We start from the raw sequence: 14,860 nt of genomic DNA on the forward strand, positions 1-14,860 counted from the left end.
CGACATGGCCAAACCCAAGAACATGGACCAGCGGGTCGAAGAACTGCTCGAGAAGCGGCTCGCCACCCGGGCCGGCGGCGGCGAGAAGCGCATCGACAAGCAGCATTCACAGGGCAAGCTGAGCGCCCGCGAGCGCATCGACGCACTGATCGACCCCAACACCTTCCAAGAGATCGGGCTGTTTCGGCGCAACCGCACCGTGACCTTCGGCATGGACAAGGCCGACATGCCCGCCGACGGTGTGGTCACCGGCACCGGCGCGGTGCTGGGTCGTCCGGTGCACATCGCCAGCCAGGATTTCACCGTCGCCGGCGGGTCGGCCGGCGAGACGCACAGCAAGAAGGTCGTCGAGATGATGGAGTCCGCGCTCAAGTGCGGCACCCCGTTCGTCTTCATCAACGACTCCGGCGGCGCGCGCGTGCAAGAGGGCATCGACTCCCTGTCGGGCTACAGCCAGGTGTTCTACGCCAACGTGCTGCTGTCGGGCGCGGTGCCGCAGATCTCGATCATCGCCGGCCCGTGCGCCGGTGGCGCGGCCTACAGCCCGGCGCTGACCGACTTCATCATTCAGACCCGCAAGGCCCACATGTTCATCACCGGGCCGAGCGTGATCGAGCAGGTCACCGGTGAGAAGGTCAGCCAGGACGCACTGGGCGGCGCCGATGCCCACATGACCGTCTCGGGCGTCAACCACTTCGTGGCCGACGACGACGAGCAGGCGATTCTGATCGCCAAGAAGCTGCTCAGCTTCCTGCCGCAGAACAACACCGAGGATCCGCCGGTCGTCGATCCCGACCCCTACGTCGAGTACGACCCGAGCCTGCACGACGTGGTTCCGGCCGAGGGCACCAAGGGTTACGACGTGCGCGAGGTGATCGGCAAGGTGATCGACCACGCCGACTTCCTCGAGGTGCAGGCCGGGTACGCGACCAACCTGGTGGTGGGCTTCGGCCGCATCAACGGCCGCAGCATCGGCATCGTGGCCAACCAGCCCAACGCGATGGCGGGCGTGCTCGACATCAACGCCTCAGACAAGGGCTCGCGCTTCGTGCGGTTCTGCAACGCGTTCAACATTCCGATCGTCACCTTCGTCGACGTGCCGGGCTTCTTGCCCGGCGTGGCGCAGGAGCACGGCGGCATCATCCGGCACGGCGCCAAGATGCTGTACGCCTACGCCGCGGCCACGGTGCCCAAGATCACGGTGGTGCTGCGCAAGGCCTACGGCGGCGCCTACATCGCGATGTCTGCCAAAGACCTGGGCGCCGACCAGGTGTTCGCCTGGCCGACCGCCGAGATCGCCGTGATGGGTGCCGAGGGTGCGGCTTCGGTGGTCTTCCGGCGTGAGATCGCCGAGGCCGACGACCCGGACGCCCGTCGGGCCGAGTTGGTCGAGGAGTACCGCGACACGTTCTCGACGCCGTTCGTGGCCGCCTCGCGCGGCCTGGTCGACGACGTGATCGACCCGGGCGACACCCGCCGCAAGGTGGCCATGGCGCTGGAGCTGCTGGTCGCGAAGCGTCAGTTGCGGCCGGCCAAGAAGCACGGCCTCGGCCCGGTGTGATCGGAGCGTCACGATGACCGACCAGAACGCCGAACTGCTCGACATGGTCAGGGCGTTGACCGACAAGGTCACCGCCATGGAGGTCGAGATCAAGCAACTGCGCCTGCTGAATGCGGAGGTGCCCGAAGAAACCATGGTGGCCATCGCCGCCGCCGTCGCCGCCTACCTGGGCTACCGGGCGAAGCGACGCCAGGCCGCCTTCAACACATCCGCAATCTGGCAGAGCGGTACCCGCCGCCGGCAGCACGCCCACGATCCGCTGCATCTGCGCCAAGCCTGAGGAACGAGTCATGAAACTGAAGGTCACTGTCAACGGCATCGCCTACGAGATCGAAGTCGAGGTCGAAGAGCAGGAGCGTCCGACCCTCGGCGCCGTGGTGATCGGCGGCGGTGCGGCCGCCCCGGCACCCACCACAGCATCGGTGCGGGCCACGTCCGCGAACGCGGTGGTCGCGCCCCTGTCGGGTGCGGTGGCGCGCATTCTGGTCGCCGAGGGCGACCAGATCGCCGAGGGTCAGGTGCTGCTGGTGCTCGAGGCCATGAAGATGGAAACCGAGATCACCGCGCCGCACAAGGGCACTGTCGGCAAGATCCTGGTCAAAGAGCGCGATTCGGTCGCCGGTGGTGAGGCGCTGATCGAGCTAGCCTGAGCGACAGTCGTCCATCACGCTCAGGAGGCTTTGATGCCCAAACCCCAGTGGGGTTGGTTCGCCGTCGCGATTGCGGCGTTCGTCGTCGGCGTCGGCCTGGTGTTGGCGGGCTGGGCGGTCAACCCGGCCACCGGCGGTTTTCAGGGTTTCGTCGTCGGCGGAATCGCGTTGCTGGCGGTGTTCGCGTTCGGCAAGGCGTTCTTCGACTTTCGGCCACCAGCGGCGTGATTGGTGGCCGTGGCCGAAGCGTGACGAGTCCGGTGGTTCGCTCGCATTCGCTGGGGGACACTGCGTTACCTTGTGAGAGCCACGGGCGGCCACGCCCGGTGCGGAGGGGATGCGATGGCAAGCCGGTGGTGGGTCGGACCGGCAGGGCGGTTACGACGATTGGTCTACCCGCAGGCTGACCGCATGCGGGCCGAGATCGCCGAGTTGCGCAAAGCCAATGCGAAGTTGAATACCAGAGTCGCCGAACTGAGTGCCGATTTGGATGCAGTCAAGGCTGAGTTCGAGAAGCTGCACACGTGGCGTACGCAACTGCACGCTGACATGGACGCCGCCGACCGTGACCGCATAGAGCTGGTGCGGCCGTACACGATGACCAGCATGGACAAGCTGACCTCGCTGACCCTGGCCGTCCGCTACATCGTGCAGTCAGGAATCGACGGTGACTTCATGGAATGCGGCGTCTGGAAGGATGGCCCGCGTTCTGGGCGACGCGGGGGTCACCGACCGCGACATCTATCTGTTCGACACCTTTGCCGGTATGACCGAACCAACGGCAAGAGACGTGGATTCGGCGGGCGTGAGCGCGAAGGAGCGCATGCAGAAGTCGAGCAAGAAGGCCAAGATCTGGGCCATTTCGCCCCGTGAAGAGGTTGAGGCCGGTTTGCAGACGCTGGACTATCCGCAGCAACGGTTCAGGCTGGTGGAGGGAAGGGTCGAAGACACGATTCCCGGCCAGGCTCCCGAACGCATCGCCCTGTTGCGACTCGATACCGATTGGTACGAGTCGACCCGACACGAACTCGAGCACCTGTGGCAACGGGTGACCCCTGGCGGTGTCGTGATCATCGACGATTACGGATCGTTCAAGGGCTCGCGTGAGGCCACCGATGAGTTCTTCGAGCGTCTCGATCCTCCGCCTTTTCTGCAGCGAGCCGGCAACGCGCGCGTCGTGGTCAAGCGCTGATCGCCTGCTTCGGGCGGTGCTCAACGTGAGCGTCGCACGGTGGTGACCAACAGTGCGCCGAGCACCCCGGGCAGCAGTAGAGCCAGCGCGTGCACCCACCACTGGGGTTGCGGCGTGACGGGTGAGGGCACCGGCTTGAGCGGTACGCCACGGGCCCACGCCACGAACGCGTCGCCCACGGGCAGCAACCCGAACGCGAACCGGCGTTCGCCCGACCACTCCAGCGGTAGGCCCAGATACTCGGCCTCGTGGTCGAGGGTGGCGGCCAGGTCTGCGTCACCGTTGCGGCGAGCCGCGGCCAGCGTGACCGCAGACGCCGACGCCGAGACCCCGGCGATCAGCGGGCCCGAGTCGACGTCTCCGGCGGCGTCGGTGCCGATCGGGTGTTCGCGCACCCCGACCAGTCCCCATTCGCGCACCAGGAACAGGCCGGTGAAGCGCTGCCACTGCTCGGCCGCTCCCTGCGGGTCGATGTCGGGCCAGTACGCCTGAATGATCGTCTGCGAACTGCCCCGTGGCCCCTCGAGCACGTGGCCGAACACGTCGATCTGATGCCCCAACAGGCCGGACGCCGGGTCGCGCAGCCGGTTCAGTTTCGTGCGCCAGTCGGCCACGGCGACGGGGTGCAGTGGCTGGTGCGCGGCCTCGTGCGCGCGGAGGACCGCGGCCATCGCCACCACCGCGTCGCACGGCCAGTACTGCTCCGGGTACGACGGTGGCACTCCGGTCGCGGCCGCGTCGAGGGCGTGCCGCACCGCGTCGGCCTCGGCCAGTAGCTCCCGGTGGCCCTGCCCGGTCAGCCGGGCCTGCTCGGCTAGCAGCAGCAAGCGCCAGCCGCGGTAGAACGTGCCGCCGTCCAGGGCTGCGATGGTGCCGAAGCCGTCTTTGACCGACGGCTCCGCGCTGGCCGCCAGCATTGCGGCCACGGTCGGTTCGTCATCGACGGACGCAGCCGCGAGCCCGGTCAGCACCTGGGTGAAGAACGCGCCCTCGGGAAACAGTGCCTGCATGCGCTGCGGGGCACCGTCGTCGATCGCCCGATCGAGCCAGGCCACCTGCGCGGCGACTCGGTCGGGGCCGCTGACGGGTTGCACGAACGCGTACGTCACGTGCGCGGCCGAGGCCAGGCTGACCACCACGACCAGCGCCGCCAGAGCCCGCAACCACCTCACTCGGTGACCCGAAACACCTTGTGGTTGGCCGCCTGCGCGCGCGGCCTGATGACCAGTCGGTCGACGTTCACGTGTGCGGGGCGGGTCGCCATCCAGCCGATCGCGTCGGCGATGTCGTCGGCCACCAGCGGGTCGGGCACCCCGGCGTACACGGCGTCGGCCCTGGCCTGGTCGCCCCCGAACCGGGTGAGTGAGAACTCCTCGGTGTTCACCATGCCCGGCGCGATCTCACACACCCGCACCGGCTGGTCGAACAACTCCAGCCGTAGCGAGCCGGCCAGGGCCCGCTGGGCCGATTTGACCCCGCAGTAGCCTGCGCCGCCCTCGTAGGCCGACTCGGCGGCTGTAGAGGTGACGAACACCACCGTGCCCTGGCCCTTGATCAGGGCCGGCAGCAGAGCCTTGGTGACCCGTGCAGAGCCCAGCACGTTGACGTCGTACATGGTCTGCCAGGCGTCGATCTCTGCCTCGCGCACGGGTTTTTGGCCGAGCGCTCCGCCGGCGTTGTTGACCAGCAGGTCGAGGCTTTCGCCGACCAGGTCGGCGAGCGCGGCGACGTCCGCCTCGTCGGTCACGTCGCACTGCACCGCGGTGCCGCCGATCTCGTCAGCGACGGCCTGCACCCGGTCGAGTCGCCGGGCGGCACAGATCACCTCGAAGCCGACCGCCGCCAGCGTTCTCGCCGTTGCCGCGCCGATGCCGCTGCTCGCCCCGGTCACCACCGCACGTCGCACTGTCATGGATCAGATTCTGCCAGCTCCCATAACGGGGACGGTTCTCCAACCGGTGAGGGGACGGTTCTCCAACCGGTGAGGGGACGGTTCTCCAACCGGTGAGGGGACGGTTCTCCAACCGTCGCCCAACCGCCTCGAGAACCGTCCCCTGGCCAAAGCCGCCTGATTGTTCGTTGGTTCAGGAGACGGTTCATTCGGTTCACCGACGTCCTGCGAGCTGAACGGATTGTTCGCACCCGCTGACCGACGAGGCCCGCTGCCACTAGGCTCGCAGCATGAGTGCGAACCTGATTTTGCTGCGCCACGGCGAGAGCGAGTGGAATGCCCTGAACCTGTTCACCGGCTGGGTCGACGTCGACATCAACGAGAAGGGTGTCGGCGAGGCCAAACGGGGTGGCGAGTTGCTGACCGGCGCCGGCCTGTTGCCCGACGTGCTGCACACGTCGGTGCTGCGTCGGGCCATTCACACCGCCAATCTGGCGCTCGAGAATTGCGACCGGCACTGGATTCCGGTGCGCCGGCACTGGCGGCTCAACGAGCGGCACTACGGCGACCTGCAGGGCAAGAACAAGGCCGAGACCCTCGAGCAGTACGGCGAAGAGAAGTTCATGCTCTGGCGGCGCAGCTACGACACCCCGCCGCCGCCCATCGCCGACGACAACCCGAACACCCAGTTCGACGATCCGCGCTACGCGTTTCTGCCGCCCGAGGCCCGGCCGAAGACCGAGTGCCTCAAAGACGTGGTCGTTCGCATGCTGCCCTACTGGTACGACGCGATCGTGCCCGACCTGCGGGGCGGCAACACGGTGCTGGTGACCGCGCACGGCAACTCGCTGCGGGCGCTGGTCAAGCACCTCGACGACATCAGCGACGCCGACATCGCCGGGCTCAACATTCCCACCGGCATTCCGCTGCACTACGAGCTCGACGACGACCTCAAGCCCGTCAAGGCCGGCGGCACCTACCTCGATCCCGACGCCGCCGCGGCAGCCATCGAGGCCGTCAAGAACCAGGGCAAGAAGTAGCTCCACCCGTCAACGCCCCGGTCGACCTGTTCGGCCGGGGCTTTGTCGCGCCCGCCCGTCCGTACACTCACGCAGCAAGGGGGATCACATGGCCAGAATCGCATTCATCGGGCTGGGCCGCATGGGTGCGGGTATGGCCGCGCGGCTGCTGGCGGCCGGGCACGAGATCGTCGTGCACAACCGCACCAGCGAGCGTGGGGACGCCCTGCTCGCCGCCGGTGCTCGCTGGGGCAACACCCCCGCCGAGGCGGCGACCGAGGCCGACGCCGTGTTCGTGATGGTCAGCGACGACGACGCGTCCAGGGCGGTGTGGCTGGGCCCCGACGGGGTGCTGGCCCACGCCAGGCAGCAAGCGTTCGCCATCGAGTGCTCGACGCTCTCGCACAGCTGGGTGCTCGAACTTGCGGACGCCTGCCGCGCCGCCGGTCTGCGTTACCTCGACTGTCCCGTGACCGGTTTGCCCGACGCGGCCGCGGCGGGTCGGCTGACGCTGCTGGTGGGGGCGACGGACGACGACCTGGCCGCAGCCCGTGACGTGCTGGCTCCGCTGGCCGACCAGATCGTGCATTTCGGCGGCGTGGGCACCGGCACCGCCTACAAGCTGATGGTCAACCTGATCGGGGCGGTGCAGATCGCGAGCGTGGCTGAAGGGCTGGCCCTCGCCGAACGCGTGGGCCTCGACCTCGATCAGTTCGCGGCCGTGCTGGCCACCGGCCAGGCGGCCAGCCCGCAGGTCGTCCGCAACGCCCGGCGCATGGCCGCCGACGCTCATGACGACGTCGTGTTCGCCGGCCGGCTACGGCGAAAAGACGTCGACTACGCTCGTCGGCTCGCCACCGAACTGGGCGCACCAGCACCCTTCGGACGAGTCGCGCACGACCTGCTCGACGATCTGATCGCCAACGGGTTGGGCGATCTCAACGAGAGCGCGATCGTCGAACTGTTCCGGCGGCCCACCGACGGCCGGTGGCCGACCACCGCTGAGCCCGCCCCGGACTGGGCCCTCACTCAGGCGTAGGTCCAGTTGTCGCCGGCGGGGTGGTTGCCGGTGACCACATAGATCACCCGGCTGGCCATGATCACCGCGTGGTCGGCGATGCGCTCGTAGTAACGACCCAGCAGCGCCACGTCGACGGCGGCCTCGACCGAATACGGCCACTCGGTGCCCAGCAGAATGCGGAACTGGCTCTTGCGCAGCTCGTCCATCTCTTCGTCGCTGTCGGCCAGTTTCGCCGCGTCGTGGGCGTTGCGTTCGCTCAACGCCCGTCCGGCGGTCGCCACCATGCCCTCGGCCACCCGGGCCATCAGTTCGAAGTTGGGCACCAGACCCTCGGGCACCGCCTTCGTGGGGTATCGCAGGCGCGCGATCTTGGCCACGTGGCAAGCCAGATCGCCCATGCGTACCAGGTCGGCCACCATGCGCATGGCGGCCACGATGGTGCGCAGCTCGCCCGCCACCGGCGCCTGGCGGGCCAGCAGCACGAAGCAGCGCGCCTCCAGGTCGTCGTGCTGGGCGTCGAGCACGGCATCATCGGTGATCACCTGCTCGGCCAGCGCCAGGTCGGCCTCGAGCAGCGCGCGGGTGCTCAGGTGCACGGCGGTCACGACGCGCTCGGTCATCAGCACCAGGTCTTCGACCACGCTGCTCAGGTCTTCGCGGTACGCCTCACGCATGCTTTCTCTCTTTCGGCTTGCCGGAGCGGCCCCGACGGGCCGGCACCCACCCTATGCCGGGGCGGTGGACGATTCCCCTACTCGGGCGACGACCAGGTGAACACTCGGTGAAATCTGCCCACGGACGACACTGAGGTGGCCATTCGGCCCCGTCGCCTACGCCTATGATCCAGCATGTGAGCCCGCTCGTCACCGGTGTGCTGGGCGCCGTGCTGGGCGCGTTGATCGCCGTGCTCGTCATGACCCTGTCCAAGGCACGCGCACGCGCCGCGACCAGCGGCGACCCCGAACCCGTGCTGCCGCCGGAACTGCTCATCACCGTCGAGCACCTGCGCAACCCCGCCGCCGTGCTGGGTGCCCACGACCAACTGCTGGCCGAGTCGCTCAGCGCCGCGTCGTCGGGCCTGCTGCGTGGCCGTCGCATCGCCCAGCCGGACGTGCTCGAACTCGTCCGCGAGGCCCGTCGAGACAACGAACCGGGCGTCTTGAACATCGAGGTGGCCACCGGCCTCGGACTGCCCAACCGGCCACTGGCCGTCCGCGTCGCGCCGCTGGGGGAGGGCCTGGTGCTGCTGGTCGCCGACGACCGGTCGGAGGCGCTGCGGGTCGACGAGACCCGGCGCGACTTCGTGGCCAACATCACCCACGAACTGAAGACCCCGATCGGCGCCATCTCGCTGCTCGCCGAGGCGATCGCCGATTCGACCGACGACGCAGACGCGGTGAAGCACTTCGCCGGGCGCATGAGCACCGAAACCGCCCGGCTGAACGAGCTGATCGCCCAGATCATCGCCCTCTCGCGCCTGCAGTCGACCGACCCGTTGCTGGCCGCGGTGCCCATCGAGGTCGACGACGTGATCGATGACGTGCTCGACCAGGCCCGCGCGCTGGCCGACAACCGGGGTATCGCCCTGACCCACCAGCGCTCGTCCGAGGGTGTGGTGCGCGGCGACCGCAACCACATCGAGGCCGCCCTGCGCAATCTGATTCAGAACGCGATCGCCTATTCCGACGCGGGCGCGCGCGTCGCGGTGACCACCCGGCTGGTGCACGACGGCACGGGCGACTGGGTCGAGATCGGGGTGTCCGACAACGGCATCGGCATCAGCGAGGCCGACCAGCCGCGCGTCTTCGAACGCTTCTTCAGGGTCGACTACGGCCGCAGCCGGGCCAGCGGCGGCACCGGCCTGGGCCTGTCGATCGTCAAACACGTCGCCTCCGCCCACGGCGGCACGGTCACCCTGTGGAGCCGGTTGGGGCAAGGGTCGACGTTCACGCTGCGGTTGCCCGCCCGGCAACCCGACCACCACGCCGAAGGGACGGCCGCATGACCCGAGTACTGCTGATCGAAGACGAGGACGCCTACCGCGAGACGGTCGGCTATCTGCTGCGCAAAGAGGGTTTCGACGTGGTCGAGGCCGCCGACGGCACGATCGGGCTGGCCGAGTTCGAACGCGGCGGAGCCGACATCGTGCTGCTTGACCTGATGATGCCCGGCCTGCCCGGCACCGAGGTGTGCCGCCGGCTGCGTGCCCGCAGTTCGGTGCCGGTGATCATGGTGACGGCCCGTGACGACGAGATCGACAAGGTGGTCGGCCTCGAACTGGGCGCCGACGACTACGTCACCAAGCCGTTCAGCCACCGCGAGCTGGTCGCCCGCATTCGCGCCGTGCTGCGCCGTGGTCAGGACTTCGAGCTCGAACCCGACGTGCTCGAGGTCGACGACGTACGCATGGACGTCGAGCGGCACGAGGTCTGGGTGCGCGGCGAGCCGGTCAAGCTGGCGCTCAAAGAGTTCGAGCTGCTCGAGATCCTGCTGCGCAACGCGGGCCGGGTGATGACCCGCGGTCAGTTGATCGACCGCATCTGGGGCGCCGACTACGTGGGCGACACCAAGACCCTCGACGTGCACGTGAAGCGGCTGCGGGCCAAGGTCGAGACCGACCCGGCCGAGCCGCAACTACTGGTCACGGTCCGCGGCCTGGGCTACAAGTTCGAGGCCTGAGCCCGGTCACGCCAGGCTGCCCAACTGTTGAATCGGGCACCCGGCGCACAGAGTCCGCGGAAGAAGAGTGAGAAACGGTCAGCGTTACGTGGTCTAGCCGGTGACGTTGATGCCCTCGTACTCGGGCTCGGACGACGACACCACCGGCACCAGCATGGTGACCGGGCCGGCCTTGCTGAAGGTCAGCGTCACCTCGGCCAGCAGCCCCGGCTTGAGGTCGGGAGAACTCACCGCGATGCGGGTGGGCGCATTGGTCAGCACCAGCAGGGTGTTGGACGGCAGCGCGAGCGGCAGGCCGGTCGGGGTGACCGTCAGTGCCCCGCCAGGGGTGCCGTCCGCCTTCTGAGCGGTGCCGGCGACCGACGCCAGCGAGTCGTCGGTGCCCGACACCAGCGAGGCGCTGATCACGCCCTGGCCGCTGGTGTTGGCGATGATCATCAGGTTGCGCACCTTCATGGCCTCGACCTGGGTGTTGACCCCCTCGGCCGGCGTGTAGGGCTGAGAGGTCTGAAACTGTGCCACGCACCCGCCGAGGGTGAGTGCGAGCGGCACGCACAGTGCGGCACCGAGTCGACGCAGGCTGCTGGCCATCTGAACTCCTAGTGGTCGGCCGGTTCGTGGGGGTCAGCCTAACCAATCAGGTCGCGGTTTGGGGCGCTGAGTCCGCGTGCCCTGTCCCTTCTGCACGGCACCCTCGGCGAAGCGTACACGAGCAATGTGGGTTCGCTTGGTATTGATGTGGGATCATGTTGACAATCCAGCTAAAGAGCGTAAGATTCCATATAATCCAATGAGGGAGGGGTTGACCGCTAGTCATGTACGCCGAAGAACGCCAGCGGACGATCGTGAATCTGGCCATGCGGTTCGATCGGGTAGCGGTCACTGAGTTGGCTCATCGTTTCGGCGTCACCACCGAGACCATTCGGCGCGACCTCGACGTGCTCAACCGCCGCGGCATTCTGCGCCGTGTGCACGGTGGGGCGGTGCCCGCCGAGAACGTCCGGCTGGTCGAAACAGCGGTCGCCGAGCGCGAACCCGCGTTCTCGGCCCAGAAGGCACGTATCGGTCAGGCAGCCCTGGCCTTTCTGCCCTCGGGTGACGGCTCGACCGTGCTGATCGACTCGGGCACCACCACCGCCCGTTTCGCCGCCGCCCTGGGCGGCGGCCAGGAACACACCATCGTGACCAACTCGGTGCCGATCGCCTCTCAGTTGGCGCAGTTGCAGAACGGCCCCGTGCACCTGCTCGGCGGCCGCGTGCGCGGCCTGACCCAGGCCACGGTCGGCGGCGAAACCGTCGAGGCGCTCGGCCGGCTGCACTGCGACGTGGTCTTTCTCGGCACCAACGGCCTGACGCCCACCCACGGCCTGTCGACCCCCGACCCCGACGAGGCCGCCGTCAAGCGCGCGATGGTTCGCTCGGCGCGTCGCAAGGTCGTGTTGGCCGACTCGTCGAAGGTCGGTGCCACGCTGTTGATCAGCTTCGCGAGCCTCAGTGACATCGACGTCCTGGTCACCGATTCGGGTTTGCCCGAGGCTGACCGGCAACAACTAGTCAACGAAGGATTGGAGGTAGTCGTCGCATGATCATCACCCTCACCGCCAACCCCAGCCTCGACCGCACAGCCACCCTGGACGCGCCGCTGGCGCGCGGCCAGGTGCAGCGGGTCAGCGGGGTCACCGTCGAGCCCGGTGGCAAGGGGGTCAACGTCGCCCGGGCCATTCACTACGCGGGGCACCCCGTCACCGCTGTGCTGCCGGCCCCCGATTCCGACCCGATTCTGGCCGCGCTGCGTCAGCTCGGGGTGGCCTACCGCACGGTCGAAGTCGCCGAGGGCGTGCGCATGAACCTCACCCTCACCGAGCCCGACGGCACCACCACCAAGCTCAACGAACCCGGCCCGCTGCTCACCGACGCGCTGGTCGAACAGTTGGCCGCCCTGGTCGTCGAGCAGGCCACCGGCGCCGAATGGGTCGTGCTCTCCGGTTCGCTGCCGCCCGGCGTGCCCCACGACTTCTACGCCACGCTGGTGCGCCGGTTGCGTCCGCTGGGCGTCAAGGTCGCCGTCGACACCTCGGACGAACCGCTGCAGGCCCTGGTCGACAACTTTCCCGACGCGGCGCCCGACCTGCTCAAGCCCAACTCGGACGAGCTCGCGCAGCTCACCGGCGCCGACGCCGAACAACTCGAAGCCGCGGCCAAGGCCGGCGACCCGAGTGCAGCCGTCAGCGCCTCGCGCAGCCTCGTCGATCGAGGCGTCAGAGCCGTGATGGGCACGCTCGGTGCCTCGGGCGCCGTCCTCGTCACCTCCGAAGGGGCCTGGCACGCCAGTCCTCCCCCCATCGTTCCGCGCAGCACCGTGGGGGCGGGCGATTCATCGGTGGCCGGCTATGTGCTGGCCGACTGCGGGGGAGAAGCCGCCCCCGACCGTCTACGAACCGCTGTGGCGTACGGCTCCGCCGCGGCATCGAAGGCCGGCAGTGCCCTGCCCAAGCCAGAAGACCTCAACACCGCCGAAGTCGTCGTCACCGAACTCGGCTGACCGAAGAAACCCACGAAAGGAACACTCCATGTCGCAGGACCTGATCACTGCTGATCTGGTTGTGCTCGATGCCGACCTTGGGCCCACCAAGAACGACGTCATTCACAATCTGGCCGAGCTGGTGGCCAAGACCGGACGGGCCGAGGCCGCCGGTCTCGAGGCCGACGCCCTGGCCCGTGAAGAGAAGGCGGCCACCGGGCTGGGTGGCGGCATCGCCATTCCGCACTGCCGCTCGGCCGCGGTCAATACCAACTCGCTCGCGTTCGCGCGGTTGAAGCCGTCGGTCGATTTCGGCGCCTTCGACGGCCCGGCCGACATCGCCTTTCTGATCGCCGCCTCCGACGGCTCCGACGACGCGCACCTGGCGCTGCTGGCCGAGCTGGCCCGCAACCTGATGCGGTCCGAGTTCACCGACGGGCTGCGGAACGCGCAGACGCCCGACGAGATCGTCACCCTGGTGAACAACGCCATCAACGCCAGCGCCGACGAAGATGCTTCGGTGGCGGCGACCACGCTGCCCCCGGTGGCCGGCAAGCCGGTCATGGTGGCCGTCACCGCCTGCCCCACCGGCATCGCGCACACCTTCATGGCCGCCGACGGTCTCGAGCAGGCGGCCAAGGCCGCCGGGGTCGAACTGCACGTCGAGCCCCAGGGCTCGGGCAAGGTCACCCCGATCGACCCGGCGATCATCGCCAGCGCCTCTGCTGCGATCTTCGCCACCGACGTCGGCGTGCGCGACAAGGAGCGCTTCGCGGGCCTGCCCGTGATCGAGTCCGGCGTCAAGCGGGCCATCAACGAGCCGGGCAAGATGATCGCCGAAGCCATCGCGGCCTCGCACGATCCGACGGCCCGCAAGGTGGCCGGCGACGCGTCGTCCGCGGCCGCCAGCCAGGGCGGGTCGCAGCTGAGCGTCGGCAAGCGCATTCAGCAGGCCCTGATGACCGGCGTGTCGTACATGATTCCGTTCGTCGCGGCCGGCGGTCTGCTGATCGCCCTCGGCTTCTTGTTCGGCGGCTTCGACATCGCGCTCAAGGCCGGTGCCACCGGTGCCCGCACGTGTGCCGATCTGGCCTCGTGGGTCGACGCCGAGAACTGCGCCGGCGGCGACTCGATCGCTTCGTTGGCCATCTCGGCCGGGTGGGCGTCGGGCTTCGGCAACTACCTGGGCGCCCTGCTGTTCACCATCGGTGCGGCGGCCTTCGGCTTTCTGCTGCCGGCCCTGTCGGGCTACATCTCCTACGCGCTGGCCGGTCGTCCGGGCATCGCTCCGGGCTTCGTCGGCGGCGTGGTCGCCGGTGCGGTCGGCGCCGGCTTCCTGGGCGCCCTGATCACCGGTCTGCTGGCCGGCGTGATCGCGTCGTGGCTGGCCGGGTTGAAGGCTCCGCGCTGGTTGCAGGGTCTGATGCCGGTGGTGATCATTCCGCTGGTCGCCACCACCATCGTCGGCCTGGTGATGTACCTGTTCCTGGGCAAGCCGCTCGCGGCGGTCACCACCGCCCTGCAAGAGGGGCTGTCGAACATGTCGGGCGGCTCGGCGATTCTGCTGGGCATCATTCTCGGCCTGATGATGGGCTTCGACCTGGGTGGCCCGGTCAACAAGGCGGCGTACCTGTTCGCCACCGCGGGCCTGTCGGCCCAGAGCCAGGCGTCGTTCCAGATCATGGCTGCGGTGATGGCTGCGGGCATGGTTCCGCCGCTGGCGCTGGCCCTGGCCACCACGCTGCGCAAGAACTTGTTCACCGAGGTCGAGGTCGAGAACGGCCGGGCAGCCTGGCTGCTGGGTGCGTCCTTCATCTCCGAGGGTGCCATTCCGTTCGCGGCGGCCGACCCGCTGCGGGTGATCCCCTCGATGATGGCCGGCGGTGCGGTCACCGGTGCGTTGTCGATGGCCTTCGGTGTGGGCTCGCGGGCCCCGCACGGCGGCATCTTCGTGTTCTTCGCGATCAACCCGATCCTCGGCTTCCTGGTGGCGCTGGCCGCCGGCACCGTGGTGGGTGCGTTCGCGGTGCTCGCGGCGAAGCAGTTCTGGCCGGCCAAGCAGGTCGCGGCCGTGGCCTGACCCATCCCTCAACCGCACAGGGCCCGCCGGTTTCGCCGGCGGGCCCTGTGCCGTGACTGGCCGTTCACGCACAGTGAACACCGGGCGAGCCCGCTCCGTCGCAACGCATCATTTGGTGTTGTCAGAGGCAATTTGTGCGTTGAGTCACGGCCCACGGATTAATCCCTCGGGCACAGCCCCGTCGCGTTTGTCAACCCCCTAAAGTGCCTCTGGCTAGGACGAACGTTTCGATCCGTAGCCCTCGCC

At 68.6% G+C, this 14,860-nt stretch carries 15 protein-coding genes and 1 pseudogene; 12 read left to right on the top strand and 4 right to left on the bottom strand.

What is annotated here, in order from left to right:
- The first annotated feature begins 4 nt into the window (after window positions 1–4).
- The 5 genes and pseudogenes from MPLG2_RS17195 to MPLG2_RS19585 all read left to right on the top strand — a co-directional run bounded on the left by MPLG2_RS17195 (window position 5) and on the right by MPLG2_RS19585 (window position 3,403).
- Window positions 5–1,561 carry an acyl-CoA carboxylase subunit beta gene (locus tag MPLG2_RS17195; protein WP_105187743.1) on the top strand — a complete coding sequence of 519 codons (1,557 nt, stop codon included), beginning with the start codon at window positions 5–7 and terminating at the stop codon, window positions 1,559–1,561.
- A gap of 13 nt (window positions 1,562–1,574) precedes the next feature.
- Window positions 1,575–1,841: a hypothetical protein gene (locus tag MPLG2_RS17200; RefSeq protein ID WP_105187205.1), complete on the top strand. Its 267-nt coding sequence runs from the start codon at window positions 1,575–1,577 to the stop codon at window positions 1,839–1,841.
- Window positions 1,842–1,851: 10 nt separating this feature from the next.
- Entirely contained in the window at window positions 1,852–2,211 is a 360-nt protein-coding gene (locus MPLG2_RS17205) for a biotin/lipoyl-containing protein (protein WP_105187206.1), read from the top strand.
- A gap of 33 nt (window positions 2,212–2,244) precedes the next feature.
- A complete protein-coding gene (locus tag MPLG2_RS17210) occupies window positions 2,245–2,439 on the top strand; it encodes a hypothetical protein (RefSeq protein WP_105187207.1) in 195 nt (64 codons plus the stop codon).
- A 321-nt stretch (window positions 2,440–2,760) separates the two neighbouring features.
- Window positions 2,761–3,403: pseudogene (locus tag MPLG2_RS19585) on the top strand (TylF/MycF/NovP-related O-methyltransferase).
- 20 nt (window positions 3,404–3,423) lie between these two features.
- Here MPLG2_RS19585 and MPLG2_RS17225 read toward each other — a convergent pair.
- Window positions 3,424–4,575, bottom strand: a complete 1,152-nt coding sequence (locus MPLG2_RS17225) for a hypothetical protein (protein WP_105187210.1) — start codon at window positions 4,573–4,575, stop codon at window positions 3,424–3,426.
- Entirely contained in the window at window positions 4,572–5,315 is a 744-nt protein-coding gene (locus MPLG2_RS17230) for an SDR family NAD(P)-dependent oxidoreductase (protein ID WP_105187211.1), read from the bottom strand. Before MPLG2_RS17230 ends, MPLG2_RS17225 begins: the two co-directional genes overlap by 4 nt.
- A 269-nt stretch (window positions 5,316–5,584) precedes the next feature.
- Between MPLG2_RS17230 and MPLG2_RS17235 the strand changes: the two genes are divergently transcribed.
- Window positions 5,585–6,334, top strand: a complete 750-nt coding sequence (locus MPLG2_RS17235) for a phosphoglyceromutase (protein ID WP_105187212.1) — start codon at window positions 5,585–5,587, stop codon at window positions 6,332–6,334.
- Window positions 6,335–6,422: 88 nt separating this feature from the next.
- Window positions 6,423–7,352: an NAD(P)-dependent oxidoreductase gene (locus MPLG2_RS17240; protein ID WP_105187213.1), complete on the top strand. Its 930-nt coding sequence runs from the start codon at window positions 6,423–6,425 to the stop codon at window positions 7,350–7,352.
- Here MPLG2_RS17240 and phoU read toward each other — a convergent pair.
- Complete coding sequence (gene phoU / locus MPLG2_RS17245) at window positions 7,343–8,008, bottom strand: phosphate signaling complex protein PhoU (protein ID WP_105187214.1); 666 nt, start codon at window positions 8,006–8,008, stop codon at window positions 7,343–7,345. The genes MPLG2_RS17240 and phoU overlap by 10 nt on opposite strands.
- A 176-nt stretch (window positions 8,009–8,184) precedes the next feature.
- On the opposite strand from phoU, the gene MPLG2_RS17250 reads away from it, so the two are divergent.
- Both MPLG2_RS17250 and MPLG2_RS17255 read left to right on the top strand, forming a co-directional pair.
- On the top strand, window positions 8,185–9,339 hold the full coding sequence (locus tag MPLG2_RS17250; protein WP_158681310.1) for a sensor histidine kinase: 1,155 nt from the start codon (window positions 8,185–8,187) through the stop codon (window positions 9,337–9,339).
- Window positions 9,336–10,013: a response regulator transcription factor gene (locus tag MPLG2_RS17255; RefSeq protein ID WP_105187216.1), complete on the top strand. Its 678-nt coding sequence runs from the start codon at window positions 9,336–9,338 to the stop codon at window positions 10,011–10,013. Before MPLG2_RS17250 ends, MPLG2_RS17255 begins: the two co-directional genes overlap by 4 nt.
- A gap of 93 nt (window positions 10,014–10,106) precedes the next feature.
- Here MPLG2_RS17255 and MPLG2_RS17260 read toward each other — a convergent pair whose 3' ends face one another.
- Entirely contained in the window at window positions 10,107–10,604 is a 498-nt protein-coding gene (locus tag MPLG2_RS17260) for a hypothetical protein (protein ID WP_105187217.1), read from the bottom strand.
- A gap of 224 nt (window positions 10,605–10,828) precedes the next feature.
- Here MPLG2_RS17260 and MPLG2_RS17265 point away from each other — a divergent pair, with 224 nt between their 5' ends.
- Genes MPLG2_RS17265 through MPLG2_RS17275 form a run of 3 tightly spaced genes read left to right on the top strand, consistent with a single transcriptional unit; the run spans window position 10,829 to window position 14,614 of the window.
- Window positions 10,829–11,599, top strand: coding sequence for a DeoR/GlpR family DNA-binding transcription regulator (locus MPLG2_RS17265; protein ID WP_105187218.1), 771 nt, complete (start codon window positions 10,829–10,831; stop codon window positions 11,597–11,599).
- Entirely contained in the window at window positions 11,596–12,555 is a 960-nt protein-coding gene (gene pfkB / locus MPLG2_RS17270) for a 1-phosphofructokinase (protein ID WP_105187219.1), read from the top strand. Before MPLG2_RS17265 ends, pfkB begins: the two co-directional genes overlap by 4 nt.
- Window positions 12,556–12,583: 28 nt before the next feature.
- A complete protein-coding gene (locus MPLG2_RS17275; RefSeq protein WP_105187220.1) occupies window positions 12,584–14,614 on the top strand; it encodes a PTS fructose transporter subunit IIABC in 2,031 nt (676 codons plus the stop codon).
- The last annotated feature ends 246 nt before the right edge of the window (window positions 14,615–14,860 follow it).

This window comes from Micropruina glycogenica, assembly GCF_900289045.1.
Lineage (GTDB): Bacteria > Actinomycetota > Actinomycetes > Propionibacteriales > Propionibacteriaceae > Micropruina > Micropruina glycogenica.